The sequence below is a fragment of the Christensenella minuta genome (genome assembly GCF_003628755.1).
GTDB lineage: Bacteria > Bacillota > Clostridia > Christensenellales > Christensenellaceae > Christensenella > Christensenella minuta.
The window spans coordinates 110,946-133,227 of the sequence record NZ_CP029256.1; the positions used below are offsets into that span (position 1 = coordinate 110,946).

The window sequence follows — 22,282 nt, forward strand, 5'->3', positions numbered from 1 at the left end:
GATATCATAGGAAAACGAATCAGAATACGGCCATAAACAAAAGGGCCATCAAAAAGCCGATGATACCGCAGCCGGGAAAGGTCAGGAGCCATGCCATGAACATCTCCTTCACCACACCCCAGTTCACGGAAGAGACGCGCCGCGCTGCGCCTACGCCCATGATTGCCGTCGTTTTGGTATGTGTCGTGCTGACCGGAAGCCCGGTGAGGGACGAAGTGAGCAGGCACACGGTCGCGGACATATCCGCGTCAAAGCCCTGATATCCCTTAAGGTGCACCATATCCATGCCCACTGCCTTAATGATACGGTATCCGCCGATCGACGTGCCAAGCGCCATCACCGCCGAACACAGGATCATCAGCCAGATCGGGATTTCAAAGGTAGTGACGTTCGCCTGTCCTTTGGCAAGGAAAATACCGAGCAGGAAAACACCCATGAATTTCTGGCCGTCCTGCGCCCCATGCATAAAAGACATTGCCGCGGCCCCGCCGATCTGCCCGTAATGGAAAAAGCGGTCGGTCCTGCGCCGGTCCCTGTATTTGCAAAGGCGGGTGGTGAGCTTCGCGGACAGCCATCCAAGTCCAAACCCAAGCCCGGTGGAAAGCGCAAGGCCGTATAAGACCTTGACCCATTCCGCGCCGTTGATACCCCCGAGTCCGCCGTGCATGGCGATCGCCGCGCCTGAAAGTCCGGCAATCAGCGCGTGGCTTTCACTGGTGGGGATGCCAAACAGCCAGGCAACGGTAGCCCATGTCACAATGGCAACCATCGCCGCGCACAGGGCAACCAGCGCTTCGTGCGGATCGCCGCCGAAATCCACCATGCTATAGATCGTATAGGCGACGGTAGCGTTGATCATGGTCATCACCAGCACGCCGAGAAAATTAAAAACAGCCGCCATCAAAATAGCCGGCTTTGGTCTTAGGGCACGGGTCGAGACACACGTTGCGATTGCGTTCGGCGCATCCGTCCATCCGTTTACGAGGATCACACCCAGCGTCAGAATCACGGTAATCAAAAGGGCGGGATTGGAACCGAGCTGGGAAATAAACTCTGAAAGCGAAATCGTCATGTTGGTTTCCTCTGTTATGAAAAATGATTGCAACTATATCAATTAATATACCCGCAAATCATAAAAAAATTCTAAATTGCGTGAAATTATTTTTACAAATTTTTTACAAAAGGCCCCGGAAGCGTTTGCGGCTCCGGGGCCCTCTCTGTTTTCGCGCGGATCTCATGCGATCCGCATCTGCTCCACCTTATCCTGAAGCTTTTCAGCGCGGTTTTTGAACGCGATGGAAAGTCCGAGGGAAACGCCGAGGAAGACCGCAAGAATGCCGATGCACTGCCAGATCAGCGTAATATCGTTTCCCGATATCGCTTCCCGCAGCGCGGTCACGCAATAGGTAAACGGCATGAACGGGTTCAGTACCCGGAAGAAATTCGGCACCAGCTCGAGCGGGAAGGTGCCCGCGTCCGATGTCAGCTGCAAAATTAGAAGCACAATGGCGATCAGCCGCCCCGCGTCGCCCAGCAGGGAGATCAGCGTCTGCACGATGGCAATGGAAACGAGCGACATTACAACGACCGTAAAGAAATACATCCCGATATGGTTCGGCACAAGTCCAAGCGCCAGCACTGCCGCGCCCACCAGTACGGCCTGCAATACCCCTACGAACGCATACGAAAGAAACTTGCCGACGACAGCCTGTGCGCTGCCCGCCGCAAAGCGCGGGTCGGCCTTGGGCGAAATGATGAAGAACATCAGGATCGCGCCCACCCACAGGGAAAGCGGGATGAAGTACGGCGCGAATCCGGTGCCGTAATCGGGCACGGGATTGATCGGCCGGCTGGATATGGTCACCGGACCGCTGATATAATCCGCCATCGCCCCGCTGGAATTTACGAGGTTCCCGTCGATATAAGACACGCCGTCAGCCAGCTTTTCGGAAAGCGCCTGCGATCCGCCTGTCAGCCGCGATACGCCGTCTGTAAGTGCGGGCAGCTGGTTTTCCATTGCAGCCATACCGTCCGACAGCGCCGCGGAGCCGATGTAAAGCTGCCCGATGCCCGCAGCCGCCCTGCCAACGCCCGTTTCCAGCGCATTACTGCCATCCCTCAGCTGCGATACGCCATCCATAAGGACGGGCGTCTTGACGGAAAGCCGCTGTGCCCCGGCGGTAAGGACCGAAGCGCCGTCCGCAAGCTCGCCGATGCCTGCCGTCAGTGCAGGGATATTGCCGGAAAGCTCGGCGATCCCTGCATTGACGGCGCCGGAACCGCTTGCCAGTTTTGCAGCCGCGCCAGCGGCTGCTTCCGTACCTGCCACCAGCTGCGATACGCCCGCCGCAAAGGAGGGTGAGCCGTCCGGCATCGCGGAATTGGCCGGATCGAGCGTATAAGACAGGCTGCCGAGTCCCGCGGCCACGTCCGCAAGGCCGCTTTTTGCGGATTCAATCCCGCCGTTCAGTGTGCCGAGGTCCGCGTGATAGGAAGACTGCAGCTGGTCAAGCGCGGCGGAGATATCGTCTGCGGATGCGCCGCCCGCGGCCAGGGCCTTGATCCCATCGATTGCGGTATCGAAATCTGAGGTCGAAGAAGTCGCGGCGGCCAGCGTGTCGAGACCGCCCGAGACCTGTCCGGTCCCAGCGGACAGTTGATCCACCGTGGATTTTAGGGCAGACGTTCCGTTTTGAACTGCTTCCGCTCCGCCGGTCAGCGCAGGCATCCGGCTGTTCAGGCTTTCAAGGCCGTCCGCTAATTTCTGAGAACCGGACGCGAGGCGGTCCACACCGCTTGCCAGCTCGCCGCTTTTCTGCGCGAGGGTATTGATTCCGCCGGATACCTGTTCGGCGCCGTCCGCTAGCCGCGCCGTGCCGTCCGCTAGCGCGGGCAGTTGGCTTTGCAGGCTTTCAAGGCCATCCGCCAACCGCGCGCTGCCGCTTTCCAGGGAAGGCGTGTTCCCGTCTAGCGTGCCAAGTCCGGTTTTCAGCGTGGCGGCGCCGTCCGCAAGCTGCGAAGCGCCCGACGAAAGGTCGGGAATCTTGCCGGAAAGCTCGAGGATGCCATCGTAAAGCTGTGAAGCGCCGCCCGACGCCTGGGAAAGTCCATCCCTCGCGTCATAAAGCCCGTCGAACGCGCCCCGCGTATATTCCTTGGTCACTGAAGCGGAAACCCTTTCCTTCAATTGCGTTTCCACATTGCCTCCGATCTGCGAGGCAAGGAAGTTCTTTGCCTGGTTCGAGGTATAAACGATTTCCGCCTTGGTCGGCGCGGCCGTTTTGGCGTTCACGATCTTTTGCGAAAAATCCTCGGGGATCGTAAACAGCGAATAATATTTGGTGTTTTCAAGCCCGTCGGCAAGGTCGTCCCGGGAGATAAAAGACCATCCCACCTCGTCGTTGCCCTTCAGGTCGTTCACCACCTGTTCCCCGTAATTTACATCCTTGCCGTCCAGCGCCGCGCCCCTGTCGAGATTCAGCACCGCGACGGGAAGGTCCTTAAGCCGTCCGTACGGGTTCCAGAACGCCGCAAGGTAGCATAGGCTATACAGCATCGGTACGATCAGTATCGCCGCCACGGAAACGCGGATGAACCGGTTCCTGAAAATCCCCGATATATCGCTTCCGGCGATTTTTGCAAATTTCAATGCACACACTCCCTTTTAAATTGTACTGACTAGTCAGTACAATAATATTGCTTTATGTACTATTTGTCAACATATTTTTGGCAGCGAAACAGCGGGAAAATTAAAATTGGAAAGGCAGGCCTACAAAATCCGGCAACTAAAAAATGCGCGGAGCCGCGCATTTTTTAAGCCGCCGGAAAGCAGCGGAAAAAGCAGGGAAAGCCTAGAGGATTCCATGCAAATAATTTTGGATCAGCAGGCTGGAAATATCTTTTTTCTGCGGTCCGGCCATGGCGCTGTAAACGGCAGCCGAGACCATCGTACCGAGAAAGCCGAACACCGCGGCCGCGGTCTCTTTTTCGGTGCCCTTTTCGATCCTCAGCTCGCCGATACATTCGCGGATCAGCTGTGCATATTCGTTCAGCTTGCCGCGCAGCAGGCGCTGGCGTTCCTCCTGGCCGAACAGCTGGCTTAAGATCACCTTGACAAAGTTTTCGTTTTTGCGGACGACACGCAGCTGCGACTTACACAGCCCGGCGATCTTCTCCTCGGGAGGGAGCGGCTTTTCAAGGATCAGCCTGGCGTCGTCGATCATATGGCCAAGGCCCGTCTGCATTACAAACAGGAACAGGTCTTCCTTGCTTTTGAAATGATAATACAAAGTGCCCTTGGCGACCTTTGCCCGCTCCGCGATTTCGTCCATTGCCGCGCCCGTATAGCCCGATTGTGAAAATACGTCCACCGATGCCTCATAAATTGCTTCTTTTGTTTTATTCATGGAAACCACCCCAAAATAGAATTGACCGGTCAGTACAGTTTCTTTATACCCTATTCGCAGGCAAATAGCAAGAAGAAAAGAATGGGATTGAAAAACAGGAAAAAGAGGTATACAATGATTTGTATTGGAACAGATAGAAAGGCACAACATATGGAGCTGAAGATCGCCCCGCTGTTCAGCGGATCGAAAGGGAACTGCATCTACGTCGGCACGGAAAGATCCAAGGTCCTTGTGGACGCGGGCTATTCGTGCACGAAAATCGTATCCGAACTGCAAAAGGTCGATATCCATATGGAAGATATCGACGGCATTCTCATTACGCATGAACACAGCGACCATATCGCGGGCGTGGGTGTGATCTCCCGCAAATTCGATATCCCGGTTTACGCGAACGGGCAAACGTGGTGCGAGATGGAAAAGCGCCTCGGCGAGGTGCGGCCGGGGAATATCCGTGTGATCGACGAACAGGATTTTTATGTCGGAGAGCTGTGCGTCCAGCCATATGAAATATCGCACGACGCTGTGCGTCCCTTTGGCTATAGCCTCACTGCGGGCGGGAAAAAGGTCAGCGTGATGACCGATCTTGGCCGGGTCACCGAAAAAATGCTCGCGCAGGTCGCGGGTTCCTCCATCGTGCTGCTGGAATCCAACCACGATGTCGAAATGCTCAAATGCGGGCCGTATCCTTACTATCTCAAACGCCGTATCCTTTCCACGCACGGTCACCTGTCCAACGACGACGCGGCCCAGACTGCGATGCGTTTGGCGGCGGCGGGCGTGCGCGGCATCCTGCTCGGCCATCTTTCCGAAAAAAATAATTTTTACGAGCTTGCCTATGAAACGGTGTGCGGCTTCCTGCGGCAAAACGGGGTCGTAATCGGTAAACATGTCGCAGTCGCTATGGCAAAGCGCGAAGGTGTAACCGGTATTTACGCTGCCGTATAAAAAGGGCGCCGCCCGGGAGTGGGGAAAAACCGATTAAAATCAAAATTGTATGCGTAGGAAAATTGAAGGAAGCTTTTTACGAAAAAGCGCAGGCAGAGTATGCCAAAATGCTCGGCCGTTTTTGCCGTATCGTGATTGACGAACTGCCGGACGAACCGCTCACGAACGTAAAGGGAGAAAAGGCCGAAGAGGCGGTCCGCGCGGCGGAGGGGGAGCGTATCCTCAGGAGATGCGAGGGCTATGTGGTCGCGTGCGATGTACGCGGGAAGGAAATGTCTTCCGAAGCCTTTGCGGAAAAGCTCGGCAGCTTGATGTCCGGTGGGAGCAGCACCCTCACCTTTGTGATCGGCGGCTCGCTCGGGCTTTCGGCCGGGGTGCTCGGCCGGGCGGATTTACGGCTCTCCCTTTCCCGGATGACGCTTCCGCACCGTCTGTTTCGCATCGTTCTGTTAGAACAGATATTCCGCGCGTTCAAGATCATGCATGGGGAAACCTATCATAAATAGAATATTTTTTGAGATAGTTTTGGAAACAGAACGTATATTAAGATGACAGGAAAACAAAAAAGGGGGCAATGAACATGGCGAAGATTAGGAAAGAAAACGGACGGATATTTGCGGATGGGCAGCCGGTAGAAATGGGTAAGTTCCGCAAGCTGACTGACGACGAGTTGAATGCGGTAGACGGCGGGATCAAGATATACACGAAATCCCACTGATACGGTCCGGACTATTTGGTGTGCGGAGGCTGCGGCAGCAAAAGCTGGACGATCATCGGTGGAGAAGAGCCGAACTGGCTGATTATCAGATGCGATAAATGCGGGCGCGTTTCCAGGGAGAAAATCGATACCTGATTAGCATCTCCAAAAGGACGCATCCAGCGTCCTTTTTTGGTTGAAAAATCCGGTTTATGGTACTATAAAAATAATACCGCCATACATCAGGGCAATAGCGCCCGTGGACCGGGAGACCCGGCCCGCGTCCGTCCGCAAAACAAAAGCGGCGGTTACGGCGGAAAACTACAGTATCATTGGCGGGGCCTATTCGGCGGTGAGCGAGACGCTTGCGCGGGAATATCCCATCCCGGCCAGGCGTACACGGCCGCTTCGCGAGGTCGGGCAGATGGATTATTTGCGGCAGGCGCTGCACCTTTGAAAGTGAAGTAAGCAGTGCTTTGGAATAATGATAATAAAAAAGAACTCGATAGTTGAGTTCTTTTTTACTAAATCAAATATGAATATTCAATTTGTTGTTAAGGCGTATAGGTCCCGGTCTTTGTTGGATCGCCTTCATCCGTCCATGTCGTAGATGTGACTTGATTTCCGTTGACGTTAACGGTTATTAAACCGGAGAAGTTGTCTCCCAGAAGCGTTTTGATCCTGCCTGCAAAACCAGTGTCCCCCAGGGCTGCGACTGTTTCATTTGTGATAGTTGCCACAGGGTCTACGGGATCTTGCGTTAAGGAAATCGCCGCGGCTGCTGCCGCCGCCGAATAGACCGACCTTGCGTTGGCAGTTGCGACAGAGCTGTTTGCTTCATTGATATAACCGATCATATTCGGGATGAGGATCGCCGCAAGGATCGCAAGGATTGCGATCACGATAATCAGTTCGATGAGCGTAAAGCCTTTTTTCTTCTTGCTGCGGTGGCGTTGAAATAGTTGATACATAACAATAACTCCTTTGATAAAATAAATAGGACAGGCCGCCGTGGCCCTGTCTTTGTGGGCGGCCGGATATCCTTAGAAGGAAGCGCCGCTCACGTATTGCATAATTCATATTTTACACGCAAAACAATATAAAGTCAATCAGGTATATATTTAATTATTCGCATAAAAACGGGAAAAATCAGGTATCCGGTGGATACCTCGCGGGCAGTGTGACAAACCGGTCGATAAAATCGCGCCCGTCCTCCCTGTCCCATTGCGCGAACTTTATTTCGCCCCTTTCGCTGAACGCGATACGGATTTCTCCGCCGTAAGGGAAGCTTTCCCCAAGGCGGTCCGTGTCCGTGATATAAAAGAGCTCCCCGTCGCTCAGGTCATAGGGGGTTTCCGTGGAATGCGTCGCGGTATAAAGGAGGCCGCTGTAATAAAGCTGCCGCGCATAGCTTGCGTACTGCGCCTTGCGGTACTCCACCGAAAAGGTAAAGACGGCAATCAAAATCACTGCGACCGCAATGCCGATACCGGTGAGCGTATAGATAAAGGCCTTCCTCGACGCTCCCTGTCCGACGGAATCATACTCAGATTTGGACGTAACGCTTCAACTCCTCTTTGCTGGCCGCCCGGTCGAGGGCAGCCTCCATAGTAATTGTACCGTCCTTCACCAGCCGCGCAAGATACATATCGAGGCAGATCATTCCCGTCCGCGTGTTCGTCTGCAATACGGAGGCGATCTGGAAGGTCTTGCCCTCGCGGACAAGGTTTGCCACAGCGTCGTTCACCAGCATAATCTCAAAAGCCGGAACGCGTCCTGAACCGTCCGCGCGGGGGATCAGCGTCTGCGTGATGACGGCCCTAAGGACCGTCGCCAGCTGCGTGCGCACCTGTTGCTGCTGGTAAGGCGGAAACACGTCGATAATCCTGTCGATGGTCTTGGCCGCGCCGATGGTATGCAGAGTAGACATCACCAGGTGTCCGGTCTCCGCCGCGGTAATGGCGGAGCTGATGGTCTCGAGGTCGCGCATTTCCCCCACAAGGATCACGTCCGGGTCCTCGCGCAGGGCGCTCCTGAGCGCGGAAGAAAAGCTCCTTGCGTCGCGCCCGATCTCGCGCTGGTTGACCATGCTCTTTTTGCTCGCGTGCATATATTCTACCGGGTCCTCAAGCGTCAGGATGTGGCAGCTGCGTTTTTCGTTCACCGCGTCGATCATCGCCGCGAGCGTGGTGGATTTACCGCTTCCGGTCGGCCCGGTCACCAGAACAAGGCCGCGCGGGTAATCCGCAATTTCCGCAAAGATGGAAGGCAGGTTCAGTTCGCCGATGGTCGGAATATCCTTTTGCAGCAGGCGGACGGCGATGCCAATCTCGCCCCGCTGGCGGAAGATATTGACCCTTTGCCGCTCCCCGGACGGTGTCTGGTACGAAAAATCGACGTCCCCGTCCTCCGGGCTGCCGCTGCCGCCGCTTTTTTGCAGCATCTCCCGCGCGATTTCGGCAACTGTCTGCGGGGTAAATACGGGCCTGCCCGAAAGTCGCTTCAATTCGCCGTTTTTACGCACGATCGGTGGCTCGCCGCAGGCGATATGGATGTCCGAACAGTCCATCTCGCGGGCCATGCCAATCAATTCGTCTATCATAAAAAAGTCCTCTCTATTCTTCTTCCGCCGTCGCGATGCGGTACAGCTCGAAAATATCGGTTTTTCCCTCTCGCAGCAGGTCGAGCGCGTTGTCCATCAGGAATTTTTGATTTTTGTTTTTCAGGTAACCAAGGATATCCTGCGTCTTTTTGTGGCCGACGACCATGTCACGGATGGCGTTGTCCGTTTTGACGATTTCGTGCACCGCTGTCCGGCCGTAGTGCCCGGTATTATTGCACGCGTCGCAGCCTGCGCCGTAATAAAGCGTAGGGATATCCTCCATTCCAAGCGAATGCAGGTAGGAAATATCCGCGCCGGTCGGCGTATAAACCGCCCTGCATTTGGGGCAAATCAGCTTTACAAGGCGCTGCGCCACCACGCCCACGACGGACGAAGCCACGACGTATGGCTCGAGGCCCATATCCACAAGACGCATAAAGGTGGAAGCGGCGTCGTTGGTGTGCAGGCTCGACAGTACAAGATGCCCGGTGATGGCGGCGCGCGAAGCGATATCCGCGGTCTCCGCATCGCGGATTTCCCCGATCATAATAATATCCGGATCCTGCCGCAGGAAGGCGCGCAGGCCGGAGGCAAAGGTAAGCCCGGCCTTGGGGTTCACCTGCGTCTGGCTGACGCCGGAAATCACCTTTTCCACCGGGTCTTCCACCGAAACGACGTTCACAAGCGGCGTCGCGATCTCTGCGAGAATAGAATACAGCGTGGTGGATTTTCCGCTCCCGGTCGGTCCGGTCACCAGCACGATGCCGTTTGGGGCGCCGATCAGCCTGTAAAAAAGCTCGATATTTTCCGGCGTCATACCCAGCTGCTGGATTTTATAAATGCCCGACTTGCTGTCTGTTAAAAGCCGCATAACAATCTTCTCTCCGAACACGGTGGGCATGGAAGATACGCGTACGCTGATTTCCGAATCCTCCACCTGCGCGTTAAACCGTCCGTCAAGGGGCAGCCTGCGTTCCGCGATGTCCATGTCCGCCATGATCTTGATACGCGTCACGAGGGACGCGTGCGCGGACGGGGAAAGCTCGGTGATGTCCACGAGGTCGCCGTCGATCCGGAAGCGGACGCGGGTCACGCTCTCGCACGGTTCGATATGGATGTCGCTGGCACGCTTCAGGTATGCCTGCTCCACAAGCATGCTCACAAAGCGCACGATCGGGGCGCTCCCCACCCGGCCCTCGATCTCGGAAAAATCCTCGCCGGCAAGCTGTTCAAGGCTCTCCGACACCTCGCGTTCACGGCTGATGTCCTCGGCAATTTCGTCCACCTGGTGCAGCGCGTAAAAACGCTCGATCGCGCTCTCGATTTCATGCTTGGGCGCGAGGGAAGTCTCGATCCTGCGGCCCTTGACGAGGCCCAGCTGGTTGATCGCGTCGTAATTAAGCGGGTCGGAAGTCGCGATCTCAAGGACGTTTCCCTGCAATTTCACAGGCAGCACGGAATATTCCCGCGCCAGCCTTTCCGGCACCTCGCGGATGACTTCGTTTGGGATATTGATATGCTGCAAATGGATTCGGGGAACGTTCAGGCGCTTTTGTAGCGCCTCCATCAGATGCTCCTCGCTGATAATGCCAAGGTCGATCAAAATATCGCCCAGCCGCTTCCCGCCGGACTGTTTCTGGATATCGAGCGCGCTTTTCAGCTGTTGCTCGTTGATAATGCCGCTGTCTACCAGCAGTTCGCCGATCCTGATATTCTTCATTCGTCTTAAACTCCCAAATTGTCGATTTTCGTGCGCCGTCCCAAACGGCGGACGGCCAACCGCACCGGGGCGGCCGCGTTCTGTTTATCCGGGTGCTGAAAAAATGCCCGATCTGTGTTAAGATATGGAACAGGACAAAAGAGGCCGGATGCCGTCCCTGCTGCACGCATCCGCCCGGGGGAGGAACCGCATGCAACTTATACTCGTCGTATCTTATATTTTTTTATTCGTTCTGGGGCTTATAATCGGCAGCTTCCTGAACGTGTGTATCTACCGGATTCCGAGGGGCGTCTCCGTCGCTTCCGGCCGTTCGGTCTGCCCGGGCTGCGGAAGTATGATCCACGGGTATGATAATATCCCTGTCTTAAGCTACCTGCTCCTGCGCGGGAAGTGCAGGAGCTGCGGCGCGCGCATTTCACCGCGCTATCCGTTGGTAGAGCTGCTCACGGCAGGATGCTTCCTGCTGTGCGGGGTCCGCTATGGCATTTCCATAGAAACCGTTCTGTTCTGCGCCTTTTCCGCCGTCCTGGTCGCCGTCGCCTTTATCGACATAGATACGCAGGAGATTCCGGACAGGTTCCACTTCATTATCCTCGGACTCGGCATCGCGGCCCTGTTTCTGGTTCCGGAGGTCGGCTGGATTTCCCGCTTGGTGGGCGCGGCCTGCATCAGTGTTCCCATGCTCGTGATTGCCTTGGCGACGGACGGCTTCGGCATAGGCGACGTCAAACTGATGGCGGTCAGCGGCTTCCTGCTCGGATGGAAAAACATTGTTTTTGCCGCCCTCGCCGGCGCGGTGCTGGCCGCTGTCTGCGCGCTCGTCCTGATCGCCCTGAAGAGAAAAACCAAAAAAGACAAAATTGCGTTCGGTCCCTATCTTGCCATCGCGCTGTTTACCGCGGCGCTCTTCGGCGATACGATCGTCAGCGCCTACCTGTCCCTGTTCTCGCTCTGATGCCTACGCCCCGGCTGCGTCCGCCGCGTCCTGCGCGGCCTGTTCCGCCTCTGTTGCTGCGGCGTCAAGCGCCGCGTCTCCCGGCTGTGCCACCGCGTAAAGCTCCGCCTGGATAGAAGTTGCCGACGGCAGCTGCGGGTTTTCCATGTCGATATAAAATTCCGTGACCACCATATAAGGGAGTTCGTAAAGCTGCTCGAGGACGTTCGCCGTCTGCTCGAAATTTCCGGTTGCCGTGAACTGCAGCACCACGCGCGAAAGGAATGCGCTTTGCTCCTGTTCCGGCTGCTGGCTGCCGTCTGTGCCGTCGCCGGCCGCTTCATATTCCCCGATGCTCAGGGAATCCAACGTAACGCCCGCCTTGCTGCAAATGTCGCTCACCAGGTAATGGATGTCGTAATTTTTCATTGCGGGCGGGATCAGCTCCTCGTTTTCCGCATACCGTTCCTCGATCTCGGCAAGCGCCGTCTCGAGCGCCGGTTTCGCGGCAAGCCGCGTCTCCATTTCCATCCGGGAAGCCTCGAGCACCGCCAGTGTGTCTGCCTTTCCGGTATTTTGCTGCATAACCGGGAAAATAAGCAGCACAAAGGGGACAACAGCCACCAGGATCACCAGCAGGACGATTAGCAATACCTTTTCGCGTTTCTGTAATTTTTTCATTCTGCTGCGCCTCCTTCCGGAAGGACGCAGGCCACGGAGAATACGTACCCCTCCTCAGGCGTTCCCTGAAAACCGGGATAACCTACTTCCCGGAAATAATCCAGCCGATCAAGCGCCTGCACGAAATCGGCGGGGGGCAGGTTGTCCGAAGTCCTGCATTCGATGGTAAGGGCCGCCTTGCCGAGCGCAAGCCCGGTGATGGTTACGCGTTCGGGTTTTACGGATACGATTTTGCTGTAAACGGCGCCGCTGTACTGGGACGAAGCGGCAAGCGCGTCCTGCGCGGCCCCCGCCGCTTCGTCGTATTGCGCATATCCCGAAATCTGCGATTGAATTTCGTTCACTTCCTGTAATTCAAGGGCATGGTCCGCGATATACTGGTCTGCGATTGCGATCTGCGTATCGAGCATGCTTCCGCGCGCCGTCGCCAGGAAATATCCTCCGCCCACGCACGCCGCGAGGACGATGAACACAAGTACGAGTATAAAGCCGGAGCTTACGGATTTTACGCTCGTCGGCGCGGCTTTTCTGTTTTGAAACATATTTACGGTCGTTTTCAAATTCCTGTTCATTTTTCCAGCAGCGCCCCCGTTGCATATGCGTATTGATGGAATAAAAATCCGCTGGGCGCGGATACCGCGGCCGGGCGGGGCAGTAGGGAAACCGGCAGCCCCAGCGCGGCGGAAATACCGCCGGCCATCTCTTCGCTTGCGGTGTCGCCGAAAATAAAAATCGAATCGCACGCCCGGCCGGGGTATTTGATGGATTGATATTGCATCATTTTGGAAATATTCTGCGTAGCCGCCTCCATTGCTGCGGAAACGTCGTAACGGTGTCCGGCAGAGTCGGAAAACGCTTGTTTGCCTGGCATCACCACATCCGAACGGGTCAGGGAAATATTGGGCTGGGCGAGCAAGGTAACGTGGATACGCGAACTGCCCACGTTCGCGGCGATGATATCGCCGGATGAAAAACCGTTTCCCAGGTGCTGCAGTTGATATAGGCAGTGTTGCGCCACTGTGTAGCAATACGGTTTTTTCCCGGCAAGGGAAAGAATTTCCGCGACGGATTCCACAAGGGAACGCCTTGCGAGATAGGCCTGCACCCGGCAGAATGTGCTGCCGTCCTGAGGGAATACCTCCAGGATCGTATAATCCAGGATGGAATCGTCCGAAGTCTGCGATTTATAAAGCTCCCCCTGCACGATGTTGCGCATAGCGATCGGATTTTTTTCATAAGGCAGCACGAATTCGTTGGAAATCACGCTGCTCTTCGATACCAACACGGTTGCCCGGCTGCCGGAAAAACCGGAAGAAAGAAGCCCGCGCACAGCGTCCGCCACAGCCCTCTGGTCTGCGGCCCCGTCCGCGTCCATATACCCCGGAAGGGGAACGCTGGCCGCGTGGTCCACGGAAATTTTCCCGCCGGAAACCTTCCCGTTTACGGCGCGGATATAAAGATTTGTAAAGTCTAAAGCGATCAATCGGTTCACCTCTCCTGCGCCTCCGTTGCCGGAAACGCGCCGTCCCACCTCGGCGGAACGGCTTTTGCGACGCACCGGGCCGGCCCTTCCGCGGGGAAGAAGCCTACAGCATGCTCGAATACATCGAATATATAGGCAGCATCACAGCTGCCAGCACAATCGTTATAATAACAGCCAGCACGATCAGCATCACCGGCTCCAAAATAGAAATCATCCGGTTGATGGCGTTTTCGGATTCCGTGTTATAGTAATCCGAAATACTGGCAAGGATACGGTCAAGGCTGCCCGATTCCTCCCCGATACGCACCATGGAAGGAAGCAGCCGGTCGAATACGTTCGCCCGTTCGATGGCCGACGAAAGGGATTCGCCCATGCTGACGTCCTGCATCAGCGAAGTAAACAGCCGGTCGATATACAGGTTGCCGAGGACGTTCGAGGACAGCCGCAGCGATGTAATCAGCGGGATGCCGCTCGCATACAGGATCGACATAGAACGCGCAAAACGCGCGGAATATACGGTGCGGTTCATTTTCCCCGTAATGGGTATGCGCAGCTTCATACGGTCGAGCACGTAACGGAAGGAGGGCATACGCGCGGAATTCAAAAACAAAACGGCGGCCGCAGCGATCGCGAGGATGATCCACATCCAGTAATTCACCATGAAACCGCTCACACTCATGACAAACTCTGTAATCGGGGGGATTTCAGCATTCTGGAACATGGTCATCATATTCGGAAGCACAAAAGTAAAGAGCAGGATAATCACACCCACCGAAACGACAAGCAAAATCGTCGGATAGATCGTTGCCGATTTGATCTTATGCATCAGCTTGTTCTCATTTTCATAGTGGCCCGCAAGCGTCAAAAGAATGGAATCGAGGTTGCCGCTCGTTTCACCGGATTCGATCATGTTGGTAAGGAAAGGCGGGAAAGACTGCCCCTCGAGCCGCATCGCCTGCGAGAGGGACATCCCCCTCTGGATGCTTTCATAGACGGAAAGGTATAATTCGCGGATTGCGGGCGTCTCCGCCGTCTGGTAGAGCACCTCGAAAGCCCCCGTCATGCTCAGCCCGGATTCCATCATCGTGCCCATTTTCCGGCAGAAAACGATAAGCTCCCTGGTTTTCATCTTGTGGAGGCGCCGCCGCGCCTGCTGCGCGTCCGCGTCCTCGCTGTAGGAAAGGCAATAAAGCCCCTGCTCGCGAAGGGAAGCGTAAAAGGACGGGATGCCGTCCGCCGTAAGGATGCCCTTTACTGTTTTGCCCTGAGCGTCGCGGGCGGTATATCGAAACTGACTCAATCCAAAGGTACGACCTTTCTGAAATAATACTGTCTAAATACGGTTATGTTTACGGTCAAAAAAATAAGTCCGCACAACAATATAGTTTTATCATATCATAAATCACAAATTCCGCAACAAAACTTCATATGAAAATTTTAAAATAATGGATGATTCACAACATCTTGTGGTATACTGGATTAGTCGGGGATTGTATTTTGACTGGGCGGTCAAAGCGGCATAAATCAAAGAACGGCTTTGCGGGCGCAAAGAGGGAATGTGTTTTGCCGTGCACCGTGCAGGAGAGGGAATTAATTTTCTTGCGGAGGGAGCCTGTTCGTGGTTTTAACGAAAGGAAAAAGCAAACTGGCTTTTACGCTGGTAGAACTCGTTGTCACCATTGCGATTATCGGAGTGCTGGCGGGAATATTGATCCCGTCGATTTTTGGTTACATCAAAATGGCCAAAATGGAAGGGCTCAATAACAACGCCCGTACGGTTTTTCTGGCGGCGCAGAACTACCTGACAGGCTGGACGGGCGACGGGAACGACGCGGCGGCGCTTGATCCGGATGGAGCGCCGGTAGACCTTAAAAAGATACTGCCGGAAGTCCCGCAAAAAGAAATGGACGAAAACGGCGGCAATATCAGACACCTCGCGCTCGCGCGCATGGATTCAGATGGGGAAAAACGGCAAAGCAGGCTCTACCAGCTCCTCTCCGGTTACATTTCAGATCAGCTCTTATTGGAAAAATCGATCCTCCTCGAGTATAACGCGAAGACGGGGCAGGTGCGCTCCGCGTTTGTTTCGGAAGAACCGTTTTTAGACTACGCCGGGGAGGACGGCGATCCGACGAATGTGAACGACCGCAGGGAGGATGCCCTGTGGGAAAAAGAGCAGGGATATTACGGGGTGGATTATACGGGCAGCCTGCCCGAACGCGTGGAAGACCAGACTCTTTCCGTACGTATCGTGAACAGCGGCGGCATGCTGGGCGTGGAGTGCGACATTGCGGATTATTTGAACGCAAAGGAAAACACCCAATACGAATTCCGCGTATTTTCCTTGGAGGACCCGAAAAAAGGATATACGTTCACCTTCGACCCCAACGCGGTCACCGACCGGGCGTCCGCCGGTGGAACGGTATGGGCGGTCACGTACAACAACGCAAAAACCGCGATCGAAAAAGCGGATCCTGCCAGGCCCATGGTCTATAAAACGGAGGTGGACCCGGACGGGACCGGGCACATCGTATGGATTCTCGATGTGTTCAGTGAATGGAACGCTTATAATTCCACGCGGGACATGGGCATAGCGAATTGCTATCCCGACCTTCCGGTCGGCATGCTCGATGCGCAGGTTACGGCACGGGCGGCGGATACGGGCGGCGAGCTTGCCGTAAAGCAGTCCGGGAATATGGAGCACAGCTATTTTGCCGGGCAGGAAAAGGGGGCGGACGGAAGCCTTACCTATACGCTCCGTGACGCGCGGCAGTTAAACAATGTGCGCTATATGACCAACGAAAAAGGGTATATCACAGGCGCCTTCAAACAGATCGGCGATATCAGTATGCGGGCGTTTTTCGATCAAACGGGCGACCGGGTCCTGGCCGAGGGAGCGCGGGTCACCATTGCGCCGCTGGGCATATTTGCCGGAACCTACAGCGCGGAGGACGCAAAGGCTGCGGTGGGAGAAGACGGAAACTATAAAATAACCGAGCTCATGGCCGCGTCCGTGTCCGGACAGGCCGGGCTGTTTGAGGAAAACCGGGGAAGCGTTCAAAACCTCACGGTCGAGGGCGCGCAGGTGGGAACGGAAACCGTTCCCGTGAGGACTGCGGGCGGCGTCATTGCGGGAACGAACGCAAACGTGGGCGTACTCCAAAACTGCAATGTCTCGGGAAGCGTCACGGGCGGGGCGTCGGTAGGCGGCCTCGCGGGCGTGAACAACGGGAAGATCATTGGCTGCAAGAGCGGCGTATTCCCCGCGCCCGGGACGGCGAACGCCGTACAGTATACCTATAAAAATACTTATTTCTACACGGAAAAAGTGCTTCGGAACCAGAAACCGGTCGAGATCGAAAAGGAATTGCCGTGCGTGCTTTCTTCCGGGCAAGCCCGTGAAAAGGGTGCCGCTGTCGGCGGCGTTACGGGCACGAATGCGGGAACAGTCTCTCAGTGCATCAATATTTCACAAATAGAGAACCACTCGGAAAACGGACGGGCGGGGGGCCTTGTGGGTCTTAATGCCGGAGGCGTGCTCAAGGAGAGCTATAATGCGGGCCGGGTCGTTGCGGAAGGAGACGGCGGCAGCGTTGGCGGCGCCGCAGGAGAAAACGGCGCGCGCATTGAAAACTGCTATAACACAGGACGGATCAATCTAAAGGACGGCGGCAAAAATGATCCCGGGGACGACATCCCGCTTGCAAACGGCATGATCGGCGGCGTAGCCGGCCGCAATACGCAGGACGGGCAGCTTGCGGACTGCTATGCGATCAACTATATCGGCTATAACGAGTGGCAGGAAAACACTGTTGCGGGCGGTATCGTCGGACGCGACGAAACAACGGACCCTGATTTTATCACCAACTGCAGTTTTATTCCCGGTGAAAACCTGACGAATGCGCTCGGCGTTTCCATCCTTGGCGCGCGCGGAGAACTGCGGGCCGTCTACCGGCCGGAAGACCTTGCGGACTACTATACGGATGAGCCGTGGCGCAGGGACGACCCTTCCGTCGCGGATACTTTTTACTACAGGTATCCGTATTTATACGGCCTCAAAAGCGAGCAGGCCACTCCGTGGGAACAGATTACGCCGGCAGTACCAGCGCTCATGGCGCGTATGCAAAACGGCGAACTGCTGACGGCGGAATGGACCAATGGGGCCTCTGCCCTGCAAAAGGGAATTTCCGTGGAATTACTGGATGAAAGCGGCCATGTGCTCGACACCATCGGGGATATCAGCCTGCCTGCGCTGCGCGGTATAACATCCGTGCGCGAAGCCCTGCAAAATCCTCTGACCGGGAATTCAGGCAGGGAGTACCCCGTTTTTTACGAAGACGATACTTATAAAATTGTGTTGGACGGCATTTTGATGGACGATCTGCAAAACACGATCGAAAATCATTTCCGTGACCGGCAAGGCATTGGCGTGCGCGTGACCTATCCGGGAGAAGAAACAGTTGTTTCCAACCTGGAAAATCCGCTGTACGCGGGGACGGCGGATGAGGGAAATCAGATCGCGAATGCGCGGCATCTATATAATGTACGCTACCGCAGCGGCGAAAATTTTGTGCAGACGGGAAATATCGGACTGCATAATTTCGACGGCAGCGAAGCGGTGATCCCGCCTATAGGCGAACTCACGGGCAGCTATGACGGCGGGGGTTATTCCATTTCCCAATTGCTGGTCGCCGCAAAAACCGGCGACGCGGGCTTGTTTGCGCAGGTCGGCGAGACGGCAGCGGTCAGGGACCTTGCTTTAGAATCGGGTGCGGTCATGGGCCGCGGAAACGTCGGCGGCATTGCCGGCGTGAACTATGGGACGGTAAGCGGCTGTACGGTCAAGCCGGGCGTAAGCGTTGCGGGCAGTGCCGGCAGCGCGGGAGAACAAAAGAATATCGGCGGCGTCGCCGGGCTGAACGCCGGGTCCGCTGCCGGTGCGGACAGGCGTCCCGTAACGCCTGCCGATAATTACCTGCATGCCGAAAACGGCGCATGGCAGGGCAGCAAAGATAAACGGATTCTGTATACGGCCGGCGGCGCGCTGCCGGCTCAGTTCAACGAACTCTATCTTGCGTTCCAAACGCTTGACCTGACGGAAACGAATACGCCGCCTGGCTGGGAAAAAAGGCCGGACCAGCTGGGCGTCGCGGTGACGATAGAAGACACGGTCTATCCGCTGTACCGGCGCAGTGCGGGGAGAATAACCGCCCTTACGGTGGCGGACCTCCAGGGCATGGGTGAAAAAGCGGCGCAGGGATATTATATCCGCTGCTATTTGACCTACGACGGTGCCGGATGGGCGCTGGAAGCGGACGGGCTGACCGACCAGCCCGGTTATTCCGCATATTCAGGCGAAATCATCGGTTGCATCAACGAAGCGTCCCTCGCGCAGACGGCGGACACAGCGAATGCGGGAGACAGTCTCGGCGGTGTCGCTGGGGCCAACGAAAGCATCATCCGGGACTGTGTGAGCGGTACGGTTCCAGCGGCGCCTTCCATGACGCTGCAGGAGGTCCTTGCCAACGCGACGCGCTATACCGCGGTAAACGCAGAGACGGTGGGCGGCGTTACGGGCGGCAATACGGGCGAAATCACCGGATGCGTCAATGCGGCGCAGGTTTCTTCGGCTGCAGGCAGTCTCGCGGGCGGGATCGCGGGCAGCAGCGTAAACCTAGTCGACCGGTGCTACAACGCCGGGACCGTGCAAATGACGGGGGCCAGCGGCAGCGTAGGCGGCGTTTTAGGAAAAAACACCGGTACGGTTACCAATTGCTATAATACGGGCCGCGTCAATGTGGAAAGCGTGAAAAAGTCCTCCGTAACGCTTGCGGACGGCAATATCGGCGGCGTTATCGGCCGAAACGGGGAAAGTGCCGCAGTGAATGCGTGCTATAACATCGGCTATGTAGGCGACGCAGCGGGCAGCGGCTCGGCGGGCGGCGTCATCGGCCTCAATAAAAATACGTCGCCGTCCGCTGCGCGGGTGCAGAATATCTACACGCTCGCGGAAGCGGCGCTCAATAAAAACGCCGTCGGCGCCGGAACGGTAAGCGGCGTACAGGATGAGCCGGTCACGAAGGATGCGCTCATTGCGGCACGTATCGGGACGGCGTTTACCGCGGATGCCGTCCCTGTGTCCGGCACCTATCTGTACCCGTATCCTTATCTGCGCGGCGCTTCCGCTGCGCAGCGCACCCCGTGGGAAGATACGACGCTGTCCGACGGCCTGAAGGGTTCGGGCACCTATGGCGATCCATACCAGGTTTGGAGCGCGGACGACCTGCAGCTCGTCGAACAGTACGACAGCAAAACAAACGACGCTTATTTCCAGCAAATGGAGGATATCGATATGCTGGGTGTAGGCTATCGGCCGATCGCCAGCTTCAAGGGTCATTTCGACGGGGCGGGACACATTATTTCAAACCTTACGCCGCTTATCGGAACGCTGGAAGGCGGCTCGGGAGATCCGGGGCGTTACGCGGGTGGGCTTATGCTCCGGTCCAATGGAAATGTCAGGAATGTCTGCCTGGTCAATCCGCAAATTGTGCTTTCCTACCGTGAGCCAAAGGATGCGTGGGGAAATATAAACCAGTTATATTTGGGCGGAATTGTGGGCATGACAAGCGGCCGGGTGGAAAACTGTATGGTGATCGGCGGTTCAATTACCGCGGTGATCGAAAGAGATGCTTTCGATGTGACCGCTTATCTGGGCGGCGCGGTAGGATATAACACGGGCGGGGCGGTTGATTATTGCGGCTGTACGGCGGATATTATACTGGTAAACCAGGGCACGAAACTGAAAGGATCTTATCTGGGCGGTCTTTCCGGACGCAGCTATGGAAGCGGCGTGAGCCACTCCTATTTTGCGGGTACGCTCGGGAGCGTCGAAACATCCGTCCTTAAAGGAGGCATTGCGGGGCTCAATGAAGGTGCGGTTAATTCCTGCGTAATTCTCGAGGGCAGCGCACAGCAGGCGGCAGGATCGGGCAATGCGGCTTCACCGGTGGAATTTTGCAGCGGACGTACTATGGCTTCAAATAGTATCCTCGGCATTCTGGGCGGCGGCGTGTGGCATTTTGTCCCGGAAAGCGGGTATCCGTATCCGCTTTCCGTCGATGTCACGGCGGTTCTGCCCGCGGCGTCCTTCAATACGCTTCCGGCAGAGGAGCCCTCGGCCCGGGAAACGGCCCCCAGCCCGTCAGGAGGCGCGGAGCCTTCGTCCCAAGAGACGGCGGAGCCGGAACTGTCTCCGTCCTTGCAGCCGGAACTGGATGCGGCAAAAAGCAGTGCCGGATCGGAACAGACGGGCGGTGAGGCGGCATGAACGGGAAGCGCAGGGCAAAAGAAGGGGCGTCGATGATTATCGCCCTGATCCTGCTGATCGTTTTCTTGGTGATCGGCACGTCCGTGCTCACAGCCGCGTCGGCGTCGGTCGGCAGAGCTGCGGCGCTGCGGGAGGAAAAGCAGCTTTATTATTTCGCGCGGTCGGTTGCCTCCACCTTCACGGAAGGAATGACGGACCTGTGGGGCACCGTATGGGGCCCCGTCAATAAAATGCTCGAAGCCGACCGGGAAGGGGAAAAGACGGAATACAGCTACCATTGCACGGTTTCCGTGCAAAACCTGTCGCAGGACGGCGTGCCCGACGATTTTTTGTCGGAAGACGGTACCCGGCTCAATATGGAGCCGGTCGCACTGACCGCGGAGGGTGTCCGCTTTGACGAAAACGGGACGCTGTATTCGGTCGGGAAACTGACCGCGGCGTTCCATGTGCAATATAAAAGCCGGGACTATCAGCTTGTCGCGGAGTATACTTATCAAAAACCGGAGGATGGAGATGCGGAAACGGGCTGGACGCTTGTCAAATACGGCAGGCCGTAAAACCGGGAATCGGTGGAAAAGGGGCGAGCTGCTGGTCGAGACGATCGTGGCGATCGCTGTTTTTGTAGTGGTCATGGTCGCGGTTTCGGCGATGGTGGCCGTCTCCTATCATATGCTCAATGCATCGCGGGAGCAATACGGACAGATACGCCAAAGATGCTCGGATATCGAAACCATGCAGGACGTGGGCGGCTACGAAAGCTCCGTACTGGAATTCCGGTTTGATGACCAAAACGATTCACAGACGAACGCCGCCATCCGGGTATATGGGGAAGGCCCGGTCACGTTCTTTACGCTGGGGAAATAAATGAGACGCAGGAACCTGTTACGGAAACTGAAGAAAGGCTTCACACTGGTCGAAATGGTGATCGCGATCGCTGTATTTGCGGTTTTTTCCGCCGGAACGGCGGCTGTTTTGGTGCCGGTGCTGAATGTTTACAGCGGCGCGGTCCAACTGTCCGACGCGCAGCTTGTCGCCGCCAACATACTTGATGCGGTGCAAAACGAGCTTGTTTATGCGCGTCCGGATCGGGAACCCGAAATTTCGGAGGACGGTTCGCTGATCGAGTTTAACGGCGTTTATCCAAACACGAGGATTACGTCGGCTCCCGCGGGGGAGACGCCGGGTTACCTGTATATTGCGCGCAGTGCGCAGGCAAACTTCGTGCCCTGCTATGACGAGCGCTATTACCGCAGCGACACCGTAGAGGTGTTTTTTGCCAAAGCCGGGGAATCCCATGCCCTTACGGTCACGGTCACGGTGAAAGACAGGAACGGCCGCGCGGTCTATACGGCGAAGCAAAGCGTCACGCCGCTTGCTTGGGTTTCCTGAAATCCGTCCGCGGCGGACGCGGCCCCGTTCGGCCCTGCCGCCGTCTCCTGCGCTCCTGCCTTGGAGCGGCTGCGTTTTCCGTTTGCCAAAGCGAAATA

The 22,282-nt window shown here is 56.3% G+C and carries 20 protein-coding genes; 9 read left to right on the plus strand and 11 right to left on the minus strand.

The features are described from left to right. Positions 1-19 precede the first annotated feature (19 nt). The 3 genes from B1H56_RS00540 to B1H56_RS00550 form a co-directional block, all read right to left on the minus strand. The gene (locus B1H56_RS00540; RefSeq protein WP_066522228.1) at positions 20-1,072 is read right to left on the minus strand and encodes an inorganic phosphate transporter; all 1,053 of its coding nucleotides are present in this window, start codon (positions 1,070-1,072) and stop codon (positions 20-22) included. Positions 1,073-1,234: 162 nt separating this feature from the next. After that, positions 1,235-3,649, minus strand: a complete 2,415-nt coding sequence (locus tag B1H56_RS00545) for a YhgE/Pip domain-containing protein (RefSeq protein ID WP_066522225.1) — start codon at positions 3,647-3,649, stop codon at positions 1,235-1,237. 202 nt (positions 3,650-3,851) lie between these two features. Then, entirely contained in the window at positions 3,852-4,406 is a 555-nt protein-coding gene (locus B1H56_RS00550) for a TetR/AcrR family transcriptional regulator (protein WP_066522222.1), read from the minus strand. 114 nt (positions 4,407-4,520) lie between these two features. Here B1H56_RS00550 and B1H56_RS00555 point away from each other — a divergent pair, with 114 nt between their 5' ends. The 4 genes from B1H56_RS00555 (at position 4,521) to B1H56_RS00570 (ending at position 6,505) form a co-directional block, all read left to right on the plus strand. After that, on the plus strand, positions 4,521-5,351 hold the full coding sequence (locus B1H56_RS00555) for an MBL fold metallo-hydrolase (protein ID WP_162938942.1): 831 nt from the start codon (positions 4,521-4,523) through the stop codon (positions 5,349-5,351). 32 nt (positions 5,352-5,383) lie between these two features. Beyond that, positions 5,384-5,857: a 23S rRNA (pseudouridine(1915)-N(3))-methyltransferase RlmH gene (rlmH, locus tag B1H56_RS00560; protein ID WP_066522221.1), complete on the plus strand. Its 474-nt coding sequence runs from the start codon at positions 5,384-5,386 to the stop codon at positions 5,855-5,857. A gap of 74 nt (positions 5,858-5,931) precedes the next feature. Further along, positions 5,932-6,069, plus strand: coding sequence for a bacteriocin (locus tag B1H56_RS00565; protein ID WP_121418944.1), 138 nt, complete (start codon positions 5,932-5,934; stop codon positions 6,067-6,069). A gap of 175 nt (positions 6,070-6,244) precedes the next feature. After that, a complete protein-coding gene (locus B1H56_RS00570) occupies positions 6,245-6,505 on the plus strand; it encodes a transketolase C-terminal domain-containing protein (protein ID WP_121418945.1) in 261 nt (86 codons plus the stop codon). Positions 6,506-6,602: 97 nt separating this feature from the next. On the opposite strand, the gene B1H56_RS14910 is transcribed toward B1H56_RS00570, so the two are convergent. The 4 genes from B1H56_RS14910 to B1H56_RS00590 all read right to left on the minus strand — a co-directional run bounded on the left by B1H56_RS14910 (position 6,603) and on the right by B1H56_RS00590 (position 10,370). Beyond that, positions 6,603-7,019 (minus strand): prepilin-type N-terminal cleavage/methylation domain-containing protein, encoded by a 417-nt coding sequence (locus tag B1H56_RS14910; protein WP_066522215.1) that lies wholly within the window; start codon positions 7,017-7,019, stop codon positions 6,603-6,605. 178 nt (positions 7,020-7,197) lie between these two features. Beyond that, positions 7,198-7,518 carry a hypothetical protein gene (locus B1H56_RS00580; RefSeq protein ID WP_066522214.1) on the minus strand — a complete coding sequence of 107 codons (321 nt, stop codon included), beginning with the start codon at positions 7,516-7,518 and terminating at the stop codon, positions 7,198-7,200. 76 nt (positions 7,519-7,594) lie between these two features. Beyond that, on the minus strand, positions 7,595-8,650 hold the full coding sequence (locus B1H56_RS00585; RefSeq protein WP_066522211.1) for a type IV pilus twitching motility protein PilT: 1,056 nt from the start codon (positions 8,648-8,650) through the stop codon (positions 7,595-7,597). A gap of 13 nt (positions 8,651-8,663) precedes the next feature. Next, complete coding sequence (locus tag B1H56_RS00590) at positions 8,664-10,370, minus strand: GspE/PulE family protein (RefSeq protein WP_066522209.1); 1,707 nt, start codon at positions 10,368-10,370, stop codon at positions 8,664-8,666. A gap of 190 nt (positions 10,371-10,560) precedes the next feature. Here B1H56_RS00590 and B1H56_RS00595 point away from each other — a divergent pair, with 190 nt between their 5' ends. Beyond that, the gene (locus B1H56_RS00595) at positions 10,561-11,325 is read left to right on the plus strand and encodes a prepilin peptidase (RefSeq protein ID WP_066522206.1); all 765 of its coding nucleotides are present in this window, start codon (positions 10,561-10,563) and stop codon (positions 11,323-11,325) included. Positions 11,326-11,328: 3 nt separating this feature from the next. Here the strand turns inward: B1H56_RS00595 and B1H56_RS00600 are convergent, their stop codons facing one another. The 4 genes from B1H56_RS00600 to B1H56_RS00615 form a co-directional block, all read right to left on the minus strand. Further along, positions 11,329-11,985 (minus strand): hypothetical protein, encoded by a 657-nt coding sequence (locus B1H56_RS00600; protein WP_066522199.1) that lies wholly within the window; start codon positions 11,983-11,985, stop codon positions 11,329-11,331. Beyond that, on the minus strand, positions 11,982-12,527 hold the full coding sequence (locus B1H56_RS00605) for a PilN family protein (protein WP_162938943.1): 546 nt from the start codon (positions 12,525-12,527) through the stop codon (positions 11,982-11,984). The genes B1H56_RS00600 and B1H56_RS00605 overlap by 4 nt, the downstream gene beginning before the upstream one ends. Before the next feature lie 26 nt (positions 12,528-12,553). After that, a complete protein-coding gene (gene pilM, locus B1H56_RS00610; RefSeq protein ID WP_162938944.1) occupies positions 12,554-13,468 on the minus strand; it encodes a type IV pilus biogenesis protein PilM in 915 nt (304 codons plus the stop codon). 103 nt (positions 13,469-13,571) lie between these two features. Next, positions 13,572-14,768: a type II secretion system F family protein gene (locus B1H56_RS00615; RefSeq protein ID WP_066522188.1), complete on the minus strand. Its 1,197-nt coding sequence runs from the start codon at positions 14,766-14,768 to the stop codon at positions 13,572-13,574. Between the two features lie 318 nt (positions 14,769-15,086). On the opposite strand from B1H56_RS00615, the gene B1H56_RS00620 reads away from it, so the two are divergent. Genes B1H56_RS00620 through B1H56_RS00635 form a run of 4 tightly spaced genes read left to right on the plus strand, consistent with a single transcriptional unit; the run spans position 15,087 to position 22,184 of the window. Further along, complete coding sequence (locus B1H56_RS00620) at positions 15,087-20,795, plus strand: type II secretion system protein (protein ID WP_066522185.1); 5,709 nt, start codon at positions 15,087-15,089, stop codon at positions 20,793-20,795. Then, positions 20,792-21,352 (plus strand): pilus assembly PilX N-terminal domain-containing protein, encoded by a 561-nt coding sequence (locus tag B1H56_RS00625; RefSeq protein ID WP_066522182.1) that lies wholly within the window; start codon positions 20,792-20,794, stop codon positions 21,350-21,352. The genes B1H56_RS00620 and B1H56_RS00625 overlap by 4 nt, the downstream gene beginning before the upstream one ends. Beyond that, complete coding sequence (locus tag B1H56_RS00630; RefSeq protein ID WP_147554713.1) at positions 21,309-21,659, plus strand: hypothetical protein; 351 nt, start codon at positions 21,309-21,311, stop codon at positions 21,657-21,659. The genes B1H56_RS00625 and B1H56_RS00630 overlap by 44 nt, the downstream gene beginning before the upstream one ends. Next, entirely contained in the window at positions 21,660-22,184 is a 525-nt protein-coding gene (locus B1H56_RS00635; RefSeq protein WP_066522179.1) for a PulJ/GspJ family protein, read from the plus strand. The last annotated feature ends 98 nt before the right edge of the window (positions 22,185-22,282 follow it).

Coding starts and splice junctions, on each gene's coding strand:
- B1H56_RS00540 (WP_066522228.1), bottom strand. CDS start 1,072: ATGACGATTTCGCTTTCAGAGTTTATTTCCCAGCTCGGTTCCAATCCC.
- B1H56_RS00550 (WP_066522222.1), bottom strand. CDS start 4,406: ATGAATAAAACAAAAGAAGCAATTTATGAGGCATCGGTGGACGTATTT.
- B1H56_RS00555 (WP_162938942.1), top strand. CDS start 4,521: ATGATTTGTATTGGAACAGATAGAAAGGCACAACATATGGAGCTGAAG.
- B1H56_RS00565 (WP_121418944.1), top strand. CDS start 5,932: ATGGCGAAGATTAGGAAAGAAAACGGACGGATATTTGCGGATGGGCAG.
- B1H56_RS14910 (WP_066522215.1), bottom strand. CDS start 7,019: ATGTATCAACTATTTCAACGCCACCGCAGCAAGAAGAAAAAAGGCTTT.
- B1H56_RS00585 (WP_066522211.1), bottom strand. CDS start 8,650: ATGATAGACGAATTGATTGGCATGGCCCGCGAGATGGACTGTTCGGAC.
- B1H56_RS00590 (WP_066522209.1), bottom strand. CDS start 10,370: ATGAAGAATATCAGGATCGGCGAACTGCTGGTAGACAGCGGCATTATC.
- B1H56_RS00595 (WP_066522206.1), top strand. CDS start 10,561: ATGCAACTTATACTCGTCGTATCTTATATTTTTTTATTCGTTCTGGGG.
- B1H56_RS00600 (WP_066522199.1), bottom strand. CDS start 11,985: ATGAAAAAATTACAGAAACGCGAAAAGGTATTGCTAATCGTCCTGCTG.
- B1H56_RS00605 (WP_162938943.1), bottom strand. CDS start 12,527: ATGTTTCAAAACAGAAAAGCCGCGCCGACGAGCGTAAAATCCGTAAGC.
- B1H56_RS00625 (WP_066522182.1), top strand. CDS start 20,792: ATGAACGGGAAGCGCAGGGCAAAAGAAGGGGCGTCGATGATTATCGCC.
- B1H56_RS00630 (WP_147554713.1), top strand. CDS start 21,309: ATGCGGAAACGGGCTGGACGCTTGTCAAATACGGCAGGCCGTAAAACC.
- B1H56_RS00635 (WP_066522179.1), top strand. CDS start 21,660: ATGAGACGCAGGAACCTGTTACGGAAACTGAAGAAAGGCTTCACACTG.